Below are 17,067 nucleotides of genomic sequence, written 5' to 3'. Positions count from 1 at the left end.
GTGCTCCTGCAAAACTCATATTCAATCATCTCGCCGCAGTTTGCTGTGAAGAGTCTCGTAAAAGCCATTATCCAAAAAACGTACCAGCCGTGCCCTGAGCGGCGAGCGACGCACTAAAATACTATCATCAGCCATTAAGCTATAGACCTTCTGCCCGTCAACAGTCAGTGCCACGTCATCATGAGTTGCTGCCTGAAAGCTGATTTTTACTATTTCTTCTTCAGAAATGATAAGTGAGCGTGCATTAAGAGAATGAGGACAAATCGGTGTTATAACAGTAACTTTTAGATTAGGACTAATAATAGGGCCGCCGGCAGATAAAGAATAGCCGGTTGATCCTGTCGAAGTAGCGACAATTAAGCCATCGGCAGGATACGTTTCCGTAAACTGTTCATCAATAAATAAATTTAAGCGAATAAGTCGGGAAAAACCACCTTTTGCCACAACGACGTCATTAAGAGCAGGCGGTAATGCTATCGCTTCCTGATCACGGGTTATTACCGTTTCGAGCATAAGCCGTTCTTCAATTCGATAGTCTCCGGTAAATAACTGGTCCAAACCGGCTTGAATCTTAGATACCTCAATATGCGTCAAAAAGCCAAGCTGTCCAAGGTTAATACCGCAAACCGGTATTTCAGCAGAAGCAACTTCTTTTGCAACGTTTAATAACGTGCCGTCACCGCCTAAGGTAAGTGCTAACGAAATTTTATGAGGCATCTCTTTCCGGCTGCAGGCTAACTCAGGGTAATGAAGTTCGATAGCCTCTTCTTCCGGTATTAGTACTTTTATGGCGTATTTCGCACAATGCTCTATAACATGCTTCAAAATGGTACTAACAGCTGCCTTCTTCGGGTTAGGATAAATACCGATTATTTGCACAGCAGTTCTCCCCTATCCTATAAGTTGGGAATGTGACTCTTCTACGATTTCATCTACTTTTGTATGTGTTATCGTTTCTTCTGTTCCTTGATTTGTTAATAAAACCAGGTATTCAATATTTCCTTCCGGCCCTTTTACCGGAGAATAGGTAAGATTAACAGGATATAGCCCAAGTTCTTGTGCTTCATCTAACACTTTTTTAATCACACTTTTATGTACCAGCGGGTCTTTTACAACGCCTTTCTTGCCTACCTTTTCCCGGCCGGCTTCGAACTGCGGTTTAATTAATGCAACCACTGTACCGCCTGGAGCGAGCAAACTCTTCACTACCGGCAATACTTTCGCTAACGAAATAAAGGCGACATCAATTGATACAAAATCCAAAACCTCCCCCAGAGACTCTACCGTCACATGGCGGATATTGGTACGTTCCATATTAATGACACGGTCATCCGTCCGCAGGGACCAGGCTAACTGACCATAACCAACATCAATTGCGTACACGCGTTTAGCGCCATTTTGTAAAGCACAGTCAGTAAAACCACCTGTAGATGCACCAATGTCGGCCATAACTTTTCCTTGCAAATCAAGGGAAAAGCTGGCAAGTGCTTTTTTTAACTTTAATCCGCCGCGGCTGACATAGCCAATACTGTCACCGCGAACAGTAATATCTGCCGTTACCGGTACAAGAGTGCCGGCCTTATCAACTTTTTGGCTATCCACATAAACCAGACCGGCCATGATACTGGCTTTTGCCCGCTCACGGCTGGCAACCAGCCCGCGGCTGACAAGCAACACATCCAAACGCTCTTTCATTAACGCACTCCAAACTGCTGGTGAAAAGAATACACAGATTCAGCAATACCTTCAGGCGTCATACCATACTTAGCCAACAGTTCGCTCCGTGACCCCTGTTCGATAAATTGGTCCGACCAGCCGAGTCTGAGGATCTTTACCCAATTAAGATTATTTGTGTTAATATATTCCAGCACTGCCGAGCCGAAACCACCCGCTAAGCTGTTATCCTCTACCGTCACAATAGCACCCGTTTCACGTGCCAGGCGGCGAATCAACTCGCCATCAAGCGGCTTAAGATAACGGGCGTTAATAACCCGGCAGGAAATCCCCTTTTGGGCTAATAACCCTGCAGCCTGCAAACAGGGGTCAACCATTGCACCGATGGCCAGCAGGGCCATCGTCCCCTCGTGAATCAGCTCTTCGGCTTTTCCTACTGGCAGGATCTCAAGCTCTTTCGTAATATCCGCGCCTGTGCCGCTTCCACGGGGATAGCGAATTGCAACAGGAGCATTCGTATGAACTGCGGTTGTCATCATATTGCGCAATTCTGCCTCATCTTTGGGAGCCATAACAATAATGTTGGGAATATGCCGCAAGAAAGAAAAATCGAAAACGCCATGATGCGTAGGACCGTCTTCCCCAACAATTCCTGCCCGGTCTAGTGCGAATATTACCGGCAGTTTTTGAAGGCATACATCATGTAAAACCTGATCATAGGCTCTCTGCAGAAAAGTAGAATAAAGCGCAACTACAGGTTTTTTACCCGCAGCAGCAAGTCCTGCAGCCATAGTTACGGCATGCTGCTCAGCAATGCCTACATCCCAGAAACGCTTAGGATATTGACTTGCAAATTTTTTCAAACCCGTACCTTCCGGCATTGCCGCTGTTATAGCAACAATATCAGGATCTGATTCGGCAAGCTTTATCAACGTGTCGCCAAAAACTCCCGTATAAGTGGGATTGCCATTACTTTTACTAATCGCCCCTGTTTCAACGCAAAAGGGACCAACCCCATGAAATTGGGCAGCATTGCACTCGGCCGGCTGGTAGCCTTTTCCCTTTTGAGTGATGACATGGATAAGAACAGGCCCGTCAATATTCTTGGTCTGCTGGAGTACCTCAATTAAAGAATTAATGTTATGTCCGTCAATTGGTCCTAAGTATGTAAAACCCAGCTCTTCAAAAAAAACGCCAGGTACAAGCAGATACTTTAGGCTGTCCTTCACTCTTTCGGCAGTTTTGGCAACACTGTCACCAATTGCCGGGATACGTCTAAGCAGATATTCTATATCATGCTTTACTTTCGAATACGTAGATGTTGTCCGCATCTTGGACAAATACTCTGATAAAGCACCTACATTCTTTGCGATCGACATTTCATTATCATTTAAAATAACAGTCATCCGCGTGCCCAAATGTCCGGCGTGATTCAGGGCCTCAAAAGCCTGACCGCCAGTTAAAGAACCATCGCCAATAATCGCCAGAACATGGCTTTTCTGCCCCGAGAGGTCTCTGGCCAACGCTAGTCCGAGCGCTGCCGAAAGGGAAGTACTCGAATGTCCTGTTCCAAAAGCATCATGCTGACTTTCATTGCGTTTGGGAAATCCGCTGATGCCGTTTAGCTGACGGATAGATCCAAATTTTGTGCGCCTGCCTGTAAGTATTTTATGAATGTAGGCCTGATGACCGACATCCCAGATAAATTTATCCTTAGGGCTGTCGAAGACTTTATGAAGTGCTAAGGTAAGCTCAACAACCCCTAAATTCGGCGCCAAATGGCCGCCATTTTTGGCGATTGTCTGAATAATTAAATGCCGTATTTCACCGGCTAGTTTCTCTAATTGTGAGAAGGATAATTTTTTTAAGTCTTGCGGCTGCTCTATCGTGTCCAGCACAGTGACCAAATGGGATCCCCTCTTTTCCAATCAAGCATCATCTTCTACAAACTGATACCTTATTTATAATATACACTAAACATATAAGCGATAAAAAATCCTAGTACAGCCCCGGCCAAAACTTCCAGCGGTGTGTGTCCCAGTAATTCCTTCAACCGTGTATCATGAACCGTATGATCGGTTTTTAGCTCTTTCATTAGTTTATTCAATACTTTTGCCTGTTTGCCTGCAGCACGCCTGACGCCTGCTGCATCGTACATGACAATACTGGCCAAAATTACAGCCACTGCAAATAAGGAAGACTCGACCCCGTCATGAAAGCCAATTGCTGCTGCCAAACTGACTACCAGCGAAGTATGGGAACTTGGCATTCCTCCGGCCCCAACCAGTCGCTCTGCCTTAAATTTTTCATGTTTCCAAAAAGCAGTAATTGTTTTTAAGATTTGAGCAATTGCCCATGCCGTGAATGCAGTCATAAGAATGACGTTTTTACCAATAGCTGCCCAGAATTCTGCCACTAAGATACACCTCAACTGTCCCGATTCAGCAAATGTTTGACTAAACTTCGTAATATGTCTGCTTCTGATCCAAAATCCTGCAAACTGGCCAAAGCCCGATCTACCGCCTGCTGCGCTAATTGATTGGCGCCTTCAAGGGAATATATCGTCACATAAGTAGCCTTATGATTGCGCACATCACTTCCCACGGGTTTGCCGATTTTTTCCTGGGTACCGACAACATCTAAAATATCATCCGTAATTTGAAACGCAAGACCAAATTGTTCTGCATATATGGTCAAATTCTCCAGCTGGGCGGCAGATGCACCTGCTAAAATGGCGCCTGAACGGATGGAAGCTCTAAATAACGCGCCTGTTTTCGCCTGATGCATAAATTGCAGCGTCTGAGCATCCAGTGTTTTACCCTCAGACAGCAAATCCACTGCCTGACCGCCGACCATACCAACTGCACCGGCAGCCCTTGCCACTTCTTTTGCCACTTCTAGTAATACAGCAGGCTGAACACCAGGCTGCGATAAGCAAACCTCAAACGCGGCCGTCAGCAGCGCATCACCTGCTAAGATAGCCATCCCCTCACCATATACAATATGATTCGTTGGCTTTCCACGACGGTAATCATCATCATCCATTGCCGGTAAGTCATCGTGAATCAGGGAATAGGTATGAATCATTTCCAGGCTGCACGCAGCCTGCAGATAATTACTGCCCGCTGCTCCTACCGCATCAGCAGCAGCCATCAATAATATGGGCCGAAGCCTTTTCCCGCCGGCGAAAAGACTGTAGCGCATAGAATCGAATAATACTTGCGCATAGGCATGTTCGGCTGGAACTAGCTGTTTTAACGAAGCATCCACTAGTTCTGCTTTTTCACTACAATACTGTTTTAACATTTACTCTTCTCCTCAGAAAACAGCAGCGGTTTTTCAACAAGTATCCCCTGCTCCTTTTGCAATATCTTATCAATTTGCTTTTCTGCTACAGTTAGTTTTGTAAGGCAAAGCTGAGAAAGCGCAACGCCTTGGGCAAACTTGTCCAAAGAATCTTCAAGCTTCAGTTCGCCTTTTTCCAACAGTTTTACAATTACTTCTAATTTTCCAAGAGCTTCTTCAAAACATACGTCTTTGATATCATTTAATTTAGCCTCCATAGCCATTAAGCCTCCTTTGTCGAGCAAACTCTAGCATATACTACCCCTTGGGCCAAAAGGATTTCCAGCTCTTGCTCACTGCTGATTTGACTCGCGTCGCGGACAATCTGTCCTTCACTGGTACGCGTTATACTGAAGCCTCTGGCCAGTACGGCAAGGGGGTTGAGCAGAGCCAGCTTTTCTGCTTGAATAGAAAATGAATGGTTCTTAGCGGTTAACTGCTGCTCCATGGTTTGTATAAGACGCTGACGCAGCAAATCCACCTGCTGCTGCTTATCGGCAAGTAAATTCATCGGTCGCTGTAAGGCAGCACTTTGCCTGCACTCCATAACCTTGCGCCGCTTCTCTTTAACAATTGCTTGCATATGTGTCCCCATTAGACTTTCTAGGGTCTGTATATACCTGCGCAGTTCATAGATATCGGGCACAACGATTTCGGCTGCCTGGGAAGGGGTTGCCGCCCTCCGGTCAGCAGCAAAGTCCGCCAAAGTAAAATCTGTTTCATGACCAACTGCGGATATTACCGGAATTTGCGAAGCTGCAATTGCCCGAACTACCCTCTCATCATTAAAGGCCCATAATTCTTCTAAAGATCCGCCGCCGCGGCCGACAATTAATACATCTACCTGCCCATACAGATTAAACGCTTGAAGAGCGTCAACGATCTGTCCAGGTGCTTCTCCTCCCTGGACCTGAACGGGAAACAGCACCAACGCAATTCCGGGATGCCGTCTCTTTGCAACTGTGATAATATCGCGTACCGCAGCCCCTGTTGGTGAAGTGATAATGCCTACTGCACGCGGCAAAACGGGAATAGGCCTTTTGCGCATTTCCTCAAAAAGCCCTTCAGCAGTTAATTTTTCTTTAAGCTGCTCATAGGCCAGGCTTAGTTCGCCAACTCCCTCTGGAACCATCTGATCAGCATATAATTGATATTGACCATCACGTTCAAACACGGTAACTGTGCCGCCGACAACCACTTTCATACCGTCCCGCGGCTCATATTTTAAAAACTGGCTCCTGCTGCGAAACATAACTGCTTTAATCGTAGCATCGCTGTCTTTCAAAGTAAAATAACAATGCCCCGAATAGTGGCGTTTAAAATTTGAAATTTCACCACGCACATAAATAGAATTCAGGGTACGGTCTCTGTCTAAAATATGTTTTATGTAACGCGTAACATCCCCGATTGAGAAAATCTGCATAAATTCACCTTAAATTAACAGTTATATTCTAATGATATACTAAATAGCAAAAAAAAAATAGAGGCTGATAAAAAAGCCCCTAGTACCTTTGCAGCTCTAAAACCGTAGGATGATGGCGAGGCTATTTTTCGCAAACCAAGGCAAAGAAGCGCGGCATACCGGACGTATGCTGACTGACGACAACGAAGGGTTGCGAAAAATAGACCGTCAGCATTCACTGGAGCAGGGCTGACAAGGTACTAGTACCTGCGGCCAAAGTAGCGTTGTGCTGAGTAACCGCTGATGGTGCCCACCACAAACCAGAAGACATATCCCGGTGGTACTATATGACCAACTATAACTCCAATTACTGCCCCAATAAGGGTATACAGCAGCATGGCAGTCACCTCCGGCATTTGCATTTGGTATATACTATGCAAACTCAAATCCGGCTGCTACAACTGCCGGGAGGCAAAATATGCCGCACCTACGGCATTGTCTGAACTATAGGCTGGCTGGGGAATATAGAGTTGGACTTGCTTATTACTCAGTTTATCCTGCAAATAGCGACGGATGAATAAATTGGCTGTCACGCCGCCCACAATCAGTACCTGTTGCAGCTGGGTCACAGTAACAGCTTGGCTGATCAACTGATAAATCGATTCGGCAATACACAGTTCCACTCCTGCAGCTACCGCCGCCCCGGCTTCTCCTTTAGCAATCAGCCGCTGTGCGTGGGATTCTGGTCCTGAAAAACTAACGTGTAAGTTTTCAGCAGCAACCGGAATAACACTGGCCTCTCCACGACCGGTACCAGCAAGTTTTTCCAAGTGAGGCCCGGCAGGAAAGGGAAGCCCCAGTGCAACTCCCACCCGGTCAATAAACTGCCCGGCATGCAAATCCCGGCTTTCTCCCAGAATGGTTATTTGGGGGTTAGTTTTTCCGCCAATAACTTTTACAATTTCCGTTGTTCCGCCAGACAAATGTAATGCTAAAAAATCATCCGCCAGCGGTCCGGCAGATGACCAAAGTCCAGCATATATATGATTCTCCTGATGACTAATACGATGAACCGGTGTCTTTACCGCCATGCCGATTACCTGAGCATAACCTTGTCCCACTAAAAATGCTGGCATATAAGAATCAGCTGTTGGACGCGGCTGGCAGGAAACACCAATCGCCGAAAACTCATACGAATCCGGCAATTCGGCAATGGCCTGTTCCAGTAGAACCGGTAAGTTCCTAGTGTGCTGAAAGACCATTTCCGATTGAGCAAGACCCCTGCCGCCAGACTTTACTGTTAATATACGGCGGCAGTCGGCAAGTAAATTGCCCTTATGATCCATGATGGCAATGGAGGTTGTATAGCAGCTGGTATCGATGCCAAGGTAAACTTTCATCATTAGCCTTTTTTCTTAACCAATGAACCGAGAATGCCGTTAATAAAGCGGCTTGAATCTTCTGAGCCAAAGGTTTTTGCCATTTCAACTGCTTCGTTGATCGCAACATTAGGAGGTAATTGCTCTTCACTAAATTTCATTTCATAAATAGCAATACGGGCGATATTTCGATCTACTGCAGCCATTCGATCCAGCTTCCATTCGTTCGATGAAGATGAAATAATGGCATCAATTTCCGCAAGGCTATGCTGCGTCCCATTGATCAGTTTTTGCGCATACTGCCTGGAACTTTCACTAATTCCCTCATGTTCGTTAATAACTGCTTCCATCGCTGTTTCTGTATTGACCTGATTAAAATCCAATTGAAATAAAGCTTGCACTGCAACTTCTCTAGCTTTTCTACGACTCATAAGTCCCTCTTTCCGTTACCTGTGGTAACTTGGCGGTAATAATTTATCCAGAATATCCATAATATCTTCTTTTTCATCTATTCGCTTGCCAACAACATAGCCGGCGCCAACACAAAACACGATAAATACCGTTTTGAAAAATCCAAAATGCAGTACCAGTATCCCAAAAAGGAAACCAAATACTGCCCCTGTTAGTTTACCGCCATGGTGCTGCCATATTTCCATTAAGAGTTGGTTATTCATTATGCCACCTCTATTCAACGCGATGTTTTGTTTTAAAATCATTCGAAATATTTTCTACTAAGATCCTCACATCAGCAATTTCAACACCAATCGTATGTTTAATATGCTCATGAATGCGCTGCTGTACTTCGGCGGTAACCGCAGGAACATTGCTTTCGGGACTGACAATTGCTTTTACATCTACAGTGAGTCCCTGTGCAGATTGACCTACAGTAACCTTAACTCCCCGCACACCTTTAGCATGGCGGACTGCTTTACTGACCAGATTCTCAATAGCATCAATCGATATATGTACATCACCCATTGGATTGTGATGCACCAGGGTATCTTTCGCAATCCGTGAACGGGATCCTGCCAAAAGCAGCCGGACACTGATCAGCAAAAAAAGTGCTCCCGCTAAAGCCGCTTCCCATTGTCCATAAATATAGTAAAGGCTTGTCCATACTAATTCCAAAGGAATGAGGCGAAGTCCCATTAAAACTACGCCTAACGACAAAAAGGCCAGGACAAATGTATATATTGTGAGTATCACTCTATCAAATATACCCATGTTAACTCCTTTCTAGCGAACGCGAATATCTTTTTCTTCACCATCCTGGCCAAACCCGACCCCTTGGATGTGAATATTGACTTCAACAACATCAAGACCAGTCATTGACTCAATCGCTCTCTTTACGTTTTCCTGAACGCGAAGAGCAACATCAGGAATACGAACTCCATATTCAACAATGATATACAGGTCCACGGCTGCTTCTCGTTCCCCTACTTCCACTTTAACGCCCTTAGACAAGTTCTTTTTACCAAGCATTTCTGCTATTCCGCCTACTAAACCGGCACTCATTCCGGCTACACCGGTTACCTCAGTTGCCGCTAAGCCGGCAACAATGCCAACAACTTCATCTGCTATACGGATAGAACCGACATCATTATGTTCTGTGCGTTCAACTCTGTCTCGTTTCTCCAAAACCAACCCTCCCCTGCATAATCTATGGCACAATATATTACTGTTACTAGCAGTTTATAACTCTTCCAGTATACCAAACTTCTTCCAGTTTTACAATTTTGAGGCATATTATCACTAATATTCCTAGTATTGCCTGTTCGGTTCTAGAAAAAACAACAGCAGCCCAAAAACTTACGTCAGACTGCCGGCCATCGTTACGGCATTAAGGTTTAGCACTGATTGTAATATCCTCCGGCTTAATGCCTGTTACACGGCTTATTGCATCAGCAACCTGAATTACTTCCTCCCGTGATAAGGCAGATGTTTTTACTACTGCACTAACCGAGTTTTCTCTGACAAAGACCAATGCATCACTAAAACCACGGGCCTTAATCAGGTTTTCCATTTCCGATTCGCGCTGTTTATCCAGGGCCATTTTCAGCACCGATTCCTGCGCTTTTTGCCTCATATCTTCCGTCTTGGCATTTTTCAGAATATCACGAATGAGATCAGAACGTTCACTGCGAACTTTGTCTCTTTCCAAACGATATTCCGTAAAGAAATCGGGGGCACTTACCTGAATGGCACTATTATCCGGCGTAACCTGCTTAGTTACCTGCATAGCATTGGTTCGATCCACTTTTGCTTGTTTCGCAGAGTCTGCAGCAGTAAAAACGACGACCGCTGTTATAATAACAAAAGCGGCTCCAACAAACAACACCATTTTTTTCCTGTTTGCCTTTTTTATTGATAAGATCATTAGTCTTAACCTCACTTTCTTTGTGGAAGTACTGTAATTTTATAGGGAGCAACTCCCATACCCGCTTCTACCGCTTTCGTCAAATTGGCTTTTACCGTTGAATCACCAGCACCCTCGGCAATTACTAATATCCCTTTAATAGATGGTTTCGTTTCTTTGACCATAACCGGATGATCGGCACCATTCTCTCTGCTCATTAAAATTTGTTCACTTTCTTTGCTTTCTGTAGTAGTCCTTACTCCGCCGCCAGTATCTTTTTCTTGAATTGTCTTATTTTCCTTTATTACATTTTTAGCATGTTCCTGCGAACCTGTATTTTCCAAAGTTATGCTGATAGCGACAGATCCAGCCCCCTTAACCTGCGACAAGACATTGGCCAGCTTTGCCTCTAATATATCTTCATAGCTGCGATTAATGACAGCGGCAGGAGGCTTAGTATCTTTACCACTCTCAGTACTTTCTTTTGGCTGCTGCCTGTCAAACACACCTCCGGCAACGAGCAGGCCCACCCCCAAAAGACCAATCAGGATTAACCGCATATTAATTACGCCGTCCTGTATTAATTGGGAAGGCCATAGCCGTTTCGCTTTGGCTGCCCACTCCCCCATTGTATTCATGCTCTCTTTTCCTCCTTAATTTAAGCGTTGGATGGTTAGTTGATCTTCACGAATCGTGTATAGTTCAGTTATCACACGCCGGATTTTATCACGCGTGACCGCTGATAATTCAGACCTGTTTTGAGCAGTAGGTGTATTAATCGTTATTTTTTGAATTTTACGGCCTGTATCTGCCACACCCGGCTGAACATATAGCGTAATATGCTTAATAGCACCTATATTTTTGCTGCCCTCCTGATCGTTAGTATCAACGGCAACCCTAACCTCCGCAATCCCTTCAATAGCCATTACCAGTGCGCGGATTTGATTCGCCAAATCTTTGCGGTACATTTCATGAGTTAACTGACTGCGACCTTTGGCAGCTTCCCGGGAAATTCGTTCCACCTCTGTTGATTTTGCCGCCGGATTGCCAAAGACAGCAACCGGTTCGGGCAGTAACTGGCTATGCAGAACATGGATTAATGGATTCAAAATAGACAGCATAATAAATAAACCCATAATCACCCGGACAAACCGCTGCATGCTGCTGGCGGGTAGCAAAAACTCTAAAAATGTGGCAAATAAAACGACCATTACAATGCTTTTAACCCATTCGGTTATTTCTGCCATCATGTCAAATCCCGCCTTATCGCAGCATTAAAGCCATACTGCCGGCTCCAATAATCATCGTAATTGCTAGAAACAACATTAATGCTACCGTAAGCAGGGCACCAAATACCAGTAGCAGGTTATTGCCGATGCCATCCAGGCATTTAGCCATCCGCTCATCCCCCATCGGCTCAATCAATGCACCTGCAACCTTGATAATGAGAATTAATGAAACAAGCTTAATCACCGGCAAAATGCACAGCAGAACAATCGTCAAAACACCGAAAATCCCGACAGCATTTTTTAGCAATAAAGAGGCTCCCATGACCAGCTCTACCGTATCTGCAAACATTTTGCCGACAACCGGAATAAAGGTAGCCGTGGCAAACTTTGCTGTTCTAAGGGCCAGGCCATCCGCAACACTGCCTGTGACTCCCTGGATGCTGATAATGCCGATAAAGATAACCATTGTTAGCCCTAGAATAATCATACTGGCTTGCTTAAATACACTAGCCAGATTATTGAGGCGGTATCGGTCCGACAAGTAATTTACACACTCTAGCACACCTGTTAAAAAAAGCAGCGGCAGCACAATATCTCTTACAATTACACTGACAGTATTGATTACAAACAACATTAGCGGCGTAAACAGCGATGCGGATGTTATTGCCCCCATGCCGGCCAGCAGCGAAATTAGCAGCGGCAGCAAGGCTTCCATAAATCCGATCATTGTCTGTACTGTCTGTCGGACAACGCCCAGCGCATTATAGAATGCCGTTAAGGCAATCACCGTAAGAAAAACAAAACAAATCCCATAGGCTAATAGCGAAATAGCAGATCCTTCGAACGAATTCTGCAGATTTTGCAGCAGCGCACAGAGAACCGCCAAAAACAGTAATTTGCCCATTAGATGAATATTGGCGGCAAACTCTTTAAACAGCCGGGAAATTAATGACTGCATAACCGTTTGCCAGTCATATGACAAACCGTTGCTGGCAATATCCTTTATCGTTTGCGGGGACAGCAGGGGAAGCTCTTCGTTTAGTTCATGATTTACATTGCTGATGAACTGATTAATATTTTCAGCAGATAAGGTATTGAATAATTTCATGCTGAGTTCTTCCGTTTCTGTGGAAGCGGCCGAACAAATACAGTAGTTCATTAGCAGCATAATTGTTATGATCACAACTCGCATACTAATTCCACCTTACGGCAATAATCGTACAATTGTATCCAGCACCAGAGCGATTATGGGGATTGCCATTATCATGACTAATATTTTTCCGGCAAATTCAATTTTACCGGCAACGGCTCCTTCGCCGGCATCCCGGCAGATTTGAGCACCGAATTCCGTAATATAAGCAATACCAATAATTTTTAAAATAGTATTTAAGTACATTTGGCTGATTTGTGCTTTTTCTGCCAAGTCACGGAATAAATTTAATACAACACTTAGTTTGGAAAGAACCATGAGAAAGATAATAGAGGCAAGCGTAATACTCAGTTGAACGGCAAGTTCCGGTTTTTGTCGCTTAATAATAAGAATGAGTAAGGTTACAACAAAACCTAGTCCAACAATTTGCACAATCTCCATGCCGTACACCCCTTAGAATAGCTTAAAAACATCCTGAACAGTAGTAAACAACCGGCCCAGTAATTGTACGACCCATACTAAGACTACGGCAAAACCGGCTAGAGTACATAAATGTGCCATATCTTCCTTGCCAGCCTGTTTTAAAGCGGTGTGAAATACCGAAATCAAAATTCCAACACCGGCAATTTTAAAAAGTAAATCCAGTCCCACTTGTAATGCTCCTTTCTATATCAGCATAATAACAGCTGCTAAACCACCGCAAACGCCCAGATACCGGTACATCTTCATATTGGGATCCCGTTTGGCAAGAGCTTCTGCTTCGACTTTTTGCAGTTGACCTTGAATCAATATTAATTTTTTTTCTTGTTCTTCGCGGTTCATCATGCCAAGATTACTACTAAACAACTGAATAATCTCCAGCTCTGTTTTCTCGAGCAAAAGCTGCTCTCTCATATCCTGATACATTTGCCAGAAGGCCAGATCAGGAGTTGTTCGTGCATTGTCCGTTAATGCACAGCCTGTACGGTGAAATAAGCGGGCAACCGGTCCGTCCACTCCGCCGGCGCTTAATCGAAAAGCCTCACCTAACGGTATGGCTGAAACACAAATATACGACTGCAGTGCCGCAAGGCAGCTAAGCAGCTGGCGTATTTGCCGGGGCCTTTCCGCATAACGCCAGGCCAAATGAAACCCGATAGCAATACTGGCAGACAATAGCAACACACTGCCGGCAATCTTTAACCACATATTTTCACTCCCCCTTTTCGGCTATATAAGCTTTCGCTGCTGCTGGCAGCGATAATCTGCTCAATAGTACCAGGGTGGGGATGATCACTTAAAACAACATACCTTTCAAAATAATGGTTCTGAATTAATTCACCCACATAGGGCCTGTTTTTTATGTCTTCCTGACTTTTTCCATGAACACTGGCCACAACAGCAACTCCGCTGTGCAAGGCTTCCCGGACGGCATTACAATCTTCAGCACGTCCAAGTTCATCTGTAATAATGACTTGTGGAGACATGGAACGAATCAGCATCAGCATTCCTACTGCTTTCGGACAGCCATCGAGAATATCAGCACGCGGCCCTAAGTCCATGGTAGGAATACCATCACGGCATGCGCCAATTTCTGAACGCTCATCCACAATACCTACCTGCCACCCTGGCATTTTCAGCCAGCTTATCCCTGTGCTGAAATACCGTGCAATATCGCGCAGTATGGTTGTCTTACCGCAGCGTGGCGGCGAGATAATTAAGGTACTAAGCGCAGTCCCTTCTGCGCTTACAAGATAAGGCATTATTGGTTTGGCACAGCCTATTACCTGCCGGGCAATGCGAATGGTAAGAGAACTAATATTTTTAAGAGTTTTTATCGTTCCTTGCTCAAGCAGCGCCTGACCGGCTACGCCGATACGATGACCACCATGTATCGTAATGAATCCGGAGCGTAATTCTTCCTCAAAAGCATACAATGAATTTCTGCTGATGATTTGCAGAGTCCGCTGCAAATCATCATGACTGCAGATTAGTGCCTGCTCTTTCAGTTCAGTTAGAGTTCCTGCCTCAGTAAGCATATGGTCAGTAACTCCCATGACAATCAGCACAGGCAAGCCCGTCCGTAGACGAATCTCAGTAATTTGTGTTTTGTATAGCGAAGATAGCTTTTGTATACCAGCCGCGATTCTTGGCGCAATAACCGGGCAAATTTGTTTTTCCAGAGCAGAATGATCGTCCATAGGCCACTCCTTTCTTTACATAGATATGGTCCAAGACGCAACTTTATGCTCAAAAATAAATAAAAAAAGACTTGGTATGTACCAAATCTTTTTTTATTTATTTTCCTATTTCAGGCCTTATACACCAGGGTGCATCGTATGGCGGGTATCAAGGTTGTCCAATTCATCTTCATCAAAGGCCAGAGTGTTATCATAGACTACTCCGCCGCAATGTGGGCAGGTTACTTCAATGGCATCCTCATCATCTAAAATATCGGCATCAAAGGTGACTTCCTCATGGCAAACAGGGCAGGCGACTTCAACGAAATCGTCTTCGTATTCTTCTCCTAAATCGGAATCTTCATAGGAGTCGACATAAACCTCATCTTCCAGATCAGTAAGATCTTCATCAATTGTTTCCATATACGTTTCCAAATCTTCTTGTGCCACATTTACACATTGGATTTCTTCGGCAAAACTGTCTAAAACATCGACGATTTTTAACAGCATTTTTCCTTCTGCAGAGTTTTCATTTAGATTTAAACCTTTAGTCAGTCCCTGCAGATAGGCTACTTGCTCTTTTAAGTTTCCCATAAATATAAAGCCCCCTTTTGCTATGCTGCTGTACACCGCTATTATTCCCGGCTTCAACAAAAAACATAACAATGGGGGCAAGCAAATTTATGCTCTCTCGATATATTCGCCGCTGCGAGTATCGATTCTGAGGACATCGTCGGTATTAATGAATAATGGCACCTTCACTGTATAACCGGTTTCCAGCTTAGCAGGTTTCGTACCGCCTGTTGCAGTGTCACCACGGATGCCGGGATCAGTCTCAACCACGCGCAGTTCAACGGAGTACGGCAGCTCGACACCAATTACGAGACCTTGAAAGAACATGACTTCAATGTTCATATTTTCTTTTAAGAAATTTTTAGCTGCACCCAATTGGTCACTGGTCATGATAATTTGTTCAAAGTTTTCATTATCCATAAAATTATATTCTTCGTCACTTTCATAAAGATATTGCATATCGCGACGATCAATATGAGCCTTAGGAAGTTTTTCGCCGGGATTAAAAGTACGTTCAACAACAGCACCAGTTTGGATATTTTTCATTTTAGCCCGTACAAAAGCAGCACCTTTACCTGGCTTAACGTGTTGAAAATCCACAATCTGCCAAACATTTCCATCATATTCAATTGTTACACCTGGACGAAAATCATTACTCGATATCATTGTTTAACCTCCTAATTATCGCTCTACTTGTATCAGTTGTTTACTGCTAGCTGTTAAAACATCACAACCTGCGGACACAACAACAACTGTATCTTCAATGCGGACGCCACCCCAGTCGGGAATATAAATACCCGGTTCAACAGTAACTGTCATGGCGGCTTCCAACACCGTGTCACCTCCTGGGGACAGACGAGGCTCCTCATGGATATTTAGTCCAACCCCATGACCCAAACCGTGACCAAAATAATTACCGTAACCGGCATTAGTGATAATATTGCGGGAAATCTCATCAATTTGTTTTCCCGTCCTGCCAGGCTGAACAGCTGCAACACCTGCGAGCTGTGCCTGAAGCACTGTATCATATAGCTGCCGTTGCTTGTCACTGGCTTGTCCCATAATAATCGTCCGGGTAATATCCGAATGATAGCCATTGTAAACAGCGCCAAAATCCATTGTGACAAAATCACCTTGTTCAATAACCTTATCTGATGCAACCCCGTGAGGCAAGGATGATCGCACACCTGACGCTAGTATAATATCAAAAGCTGATTTCTCAGCTCCTAACCGCCGCATGCTGTATTCTAATTCTAATGCCACTTCCCGCTCCGTCATGCCAGGGCGAATATAGGTTATGATATGGGAAAAGGCCTGATCGGCAATCCAAACCGCCTTTTTTAATGCCGCAAGTTCGGCTGCATCTTTCATCATACGCAATTCGTCTATTTTGTGCGGAACTAATTCAATACCGGAAAGGTCACTTTGCATGGCTTGATAGTCAGCCCAGGTAACATAGTCCATTTCGAACCCGAGCCTCTTAACGCCTAGGTCATTAACTGTCTGAGCAAGCGTTTTATAAATGGTAATTCCATGACGCACTACGTCAAAATCAGGAGCTTGGGTTTGTGCTTGCGTAACATAACGAAAATCAGTCAGCAATTTTGCATCACTGCCGGTAATCAGCAATAACCCTGAAGTACCGCTAAAACCGCTGAAGTACAGACGATTCTCCGGTTTTGTGATAATAAAGCCATCAAGCTTTTTGCTGGCACATAATTCGCGGAGTCGATTAAGCCGATGATTCATGACATACCACCATTCCTTATCGCAAATACAGCCTGTTTTGTAATCTGCAAA

At 44.5% G+C, this 17,067-nt stretch carries 24 protein-coding genes; all 24 read right to left on the bottom strand.

The window, feature by feature from the left end; genetic code table 11:
• Positions 1-21 precede the first annotated feature (21 nt).
• Positions 22-879, bottom strand: coding sequence for an NAD(+)/NADH kinase (locus EV210_RS15300; RefSeq protein ID WP_243650576.1), 858 nt, complete (start codon positions 877-879; stop codon positions 22-24).
• 12 nt (positions 880-891) lie between these two features.
• Complete coding sequence (locus EV210_RS15295) at positions 892-1,695, bottom strand: TlyA family RNA methyltransferase (protein ID WP_132082219.1); 804 nt, start codon at positions 1,693-1,695, stop codon at positions 892-894.
• Complete coding sequence (gene dxs / locus EV210_RS15290) at positions 1,695-3,581, bottom strand: 1-deoxy-D-xylulose-5-phosphate synthase (RefSeq protein WP_132082218.1); 1,887 nt, start codon at positions 3,579-3,581, stop codon at positions 1,695-1,697. The genes EV210_RS15295 and dxs overlap by 1 nt, the downstream gene beginning before the upstream one ends.
• 50 nt (positions 3,582-3,631) lie before the next feature.
• The gene (locus tag EV210_RS15285) at positions 3,632-4,090 is read right to left on the bottom strand and encodes a divergent PAP2 family protein (RefSeq protein ID WP_132082217.1); all 459 of its coding nucleotides are present in this window, start codon (positions 4,088-4,090) and stop codon (positions 3,632-3,634) included.
• Between the two features lie 11 nt (positions 4,091-4,101).
• Complete coding sequence (locus EV210_RS15280) at positions 4,102-4,980, bottom strand: polyprenyl synthetase family protein (protein WP_132082216.1); 879 nt, start codon at positions 4,978-4,980, stop codon at positions 4,102-4,104.
• Positions 4,974-5,237, bottom strand: coding sequence for an exodeoxyribonuclease VII small subunit (gene xseB / locus EV210_RS15275; RefSeq protein ID WP_243650575.1), 264 nt, complete (start codon positions 5,235-5,237; stop codon positions 4,974-4,976). Before xseB ends, EV210_RS15280 begins: the two co-directional genes overlap by 7 nt.
• Positions 5,238-5,242: 5 nt before the next feature.
• Complete coding sequence (gene xseA / locus EV210_RS15270; protein ID WP_132082214.1) at positions 5,243-6,442, bottom strand: exodeoxyribonuclease VII large subunit; 1,200 nt, start codon at positions 6,440-6,442, stop codon at positions 5,243-5,245.
• A gap of 239 nt (positions 6,443-6,681) precedes the next feature.
• On the bottom strand, positions 6,682-6,819 hold the full coding sequence (locus EV210_RS22710) for a hypothetical protein (RefSeq protein WP_165898926.1): 138 nt from the start codon (positions 6,817-6,819) through the stop codon (positions 6,682-6,684).
• Between the two features lie 57 nt (positions 6,820-6,876).
• Positions 6,877-7,824 (bottom strand): Kae1-like domain-containing protein, encoded by a 948-nt coding sequence (locus EV210_RS15265; RefSeq protein ID WP_243650574.1) that lies wholly within the window; start codon positions 7,822-7,824, stop codon positions 6,877-6,879.
• The gene (gene nusB / locus EV210_RS15260; protein ID WP_132082213.1) at positions 7,824-8,231 is read right to left on the bottom strand and encodes a transcription antitermination factor NusB; all 408 of its coding nucleotides are present in this window, start codon (positions 8,229-8,231) and stop codon (positions 7,824-7,826) included. The genes EV210_RS15265 and nusB overlap by 1 nt, the downstream gene beginning before the upstream one ends.
• A gap of 15 nt (positions 8,232-8,246) precedes the next feature.
• Positions 8,247-8,474 (bottom strand): DUF2273 domain-containing protein, encoded by a 228-nt coding sequence (locus EV210_RS15255; RefSeq protein WP_132082212.1) that lies wholly within the window; start codon positions 8,472-8,474, stop codon positions 8,247-8,249.
• Positions 8,475-8,484: 10 nt separating this feature from the next.
• Positions 8,485-9,024: an alkaline shock response membrane anchor protein AmaP gene (gene amaP / locus EV210_RS15250; RefSeq protein ID WP_132082211.1), complete on the bottom strand. Its 540-nt coding sequence runs from the start codon at positions 9,022-9,024 to the stop codon at positions 8,485-8,487.
• A 12-nt stretch (positions 9,025-9,036) separates the two neighbouring features.
• Positions 9,037-9,438: an Asp23/Gls24 family envelope stress response protein gene (locus tag EV210_RS15245; protein ID WP_132082210.1), complete on the bottom strand. Its 402-nt coding sequence runs from the start codon at positions 9,436-9,438 to the stop codon at positions 9,037-9,039.
• 202 nt (positions 9,439-9,640) lie between these two features.
• Positions 9,641-10,177 carry a SpoIIIAH-like family protein gene (locus EV210_RS15240; protein WP_243650573.1) on the bottom strand — a complete coding sequence of 179 codons (537 nt, stop codon included), beginning with the start codon at positions 10,175-10,177 and terminating at the stop codon, positions 9,641-9,643.
• Between the two features lie 11 nt (positions 10,178-10,188).
• Entirely contained in the window at positions 10,189-10,794 is a 606-nt protein-coding gene (locus tag EV210_RS15235) for a hypothetical protein (RefSeq protein ID WP_132082209.1), read from the bottom strand.
• A 15-nt stretch (positions 10,795-10,809) separates the two neighbouring features.
• Complete coding sequence (spoIIIAF, locus tag EV210_RS15230; protein WP_132082208.1) at positions 10,810-11,406, bottom strand: stage III sporulation protein AF; 597 nt, start codon at positions 11,404-11,406, stop codon at positions 10,810-10,812.
• 13 nt (positions 11,407-11,419) lie between these two features.
• Positions 11,420-12,577 carry a stage III sporulation protein AE gene (gene spoIIIAE / locus EV210_RS15225; RefSeq protein WP_132082207.1) on the bottom strand — a complete coding sequence of 386 codons (1,158 nt, stop codon included), beginning with the start codon at positions 12,575-12,577 and terminating at the stop codon, positions 11,420-11,422.
• A 12-nt stretch (positions 12,578-12,589) separates the two neighbouring features.
• Entirely contained in the window at positions 12,590-12,976 is a 387-nt protein-coding gene (spoIIIAD, locus tag EV210_RS15220) for a stage III sporulation protein AD (protein WP_132082206.1), read from the bottom strand.
• 12 nt (positions 12,977-12,988) lie between these two features.
• Positions 12,989-13,186 (bottom strand): stage III sporulation protein AC, encoded by a 198-nt coding sequence (gene spoIIIAC, locus EV210_RS15215; protein WP_132082205.1) that lies wholly within the window; start codon positions 13,184-13,186, stop codon positions 12,989-12,991.
• 15 nt (positions 13,187-13,201) lie between these two features.
• The gene (locus tag EV210_RS15210) at positions 13,202-13,723 is read right to left on the bottom strand and encodes a stage III sporulation protein AB (RefSeq protein ID WP_132082204.1); all 522 of its coding nucleotides are present in this window, start codon (positions 13,721-13,723) and stop codon (positions 13,202-13,204) included.
• Entirely contained in the window at positions 13,714-14,715 is a 1,002-nt protein-coding gene (gene spoIIIAA / locus EV210_RS15205) for a stage III sporulation protein AA (protein WP_132082203.1), read from the bottom strand. Before spoIIIAA ends, EV210_RS15210 begins: the two co-directional genes overlap by 10 nt.
• Positions 14,716-14,832: 117 nt before the next feature.
• Positions 14,833-15,288, bottom strand: coding sequence for a CD1247 N-terminal domain-containing protein (locus tag EV210_RS15200; RefSeq protein ID WP_132082202.1), 456 nt, complete (start codon positions 15,286-15,288; stop codon positions 14,833-14,835).
• 87 nt (positions 15,289-15,375) lie between these two features.
• On the bottom strand, positions 15,376-15,933 hold the full coding sequence (gene efp, locus EV210_RS15195) for an elongation factor P (RefSeq protein ID WP_132082201.1): 558 nt from the start codon (positions 15,931-15,933) through the stop codon (positions 15,376-15,378).
• Positions 15,934-15,948: 15 nt separating this feature from the next.
• The gene (locus EV210_RS15190) at positions 15,949-17,016 is read right to left on the bottom strand and encodes an aminopeptidase P family protein (RefSeq protein WP_132082200.1); all 1,068 of its coding nucleotides are present in this window, start codon (positions 17,014-17,016) and stop codon (positions 15,949-15,951) included.
• Positions 17,017-17,067 lie beyond the last annotated feature (51 nt).

Origin of the sequence: Anaerospora hongkongensis (assembly GCF_004339805.1) — a bacterium.
GTDB classification, from domain to species: Bacteria; Bacillota; Negativicutes; order Sporomusales; family DSM-15969; genus Anaerospora; species Anaerospora hongkongensis.
The sequence above is the reverse complement of the archived record's forward strand: the minus strand, read 5'-3'. Positions and strand labels throughout refer to the sequence as shown.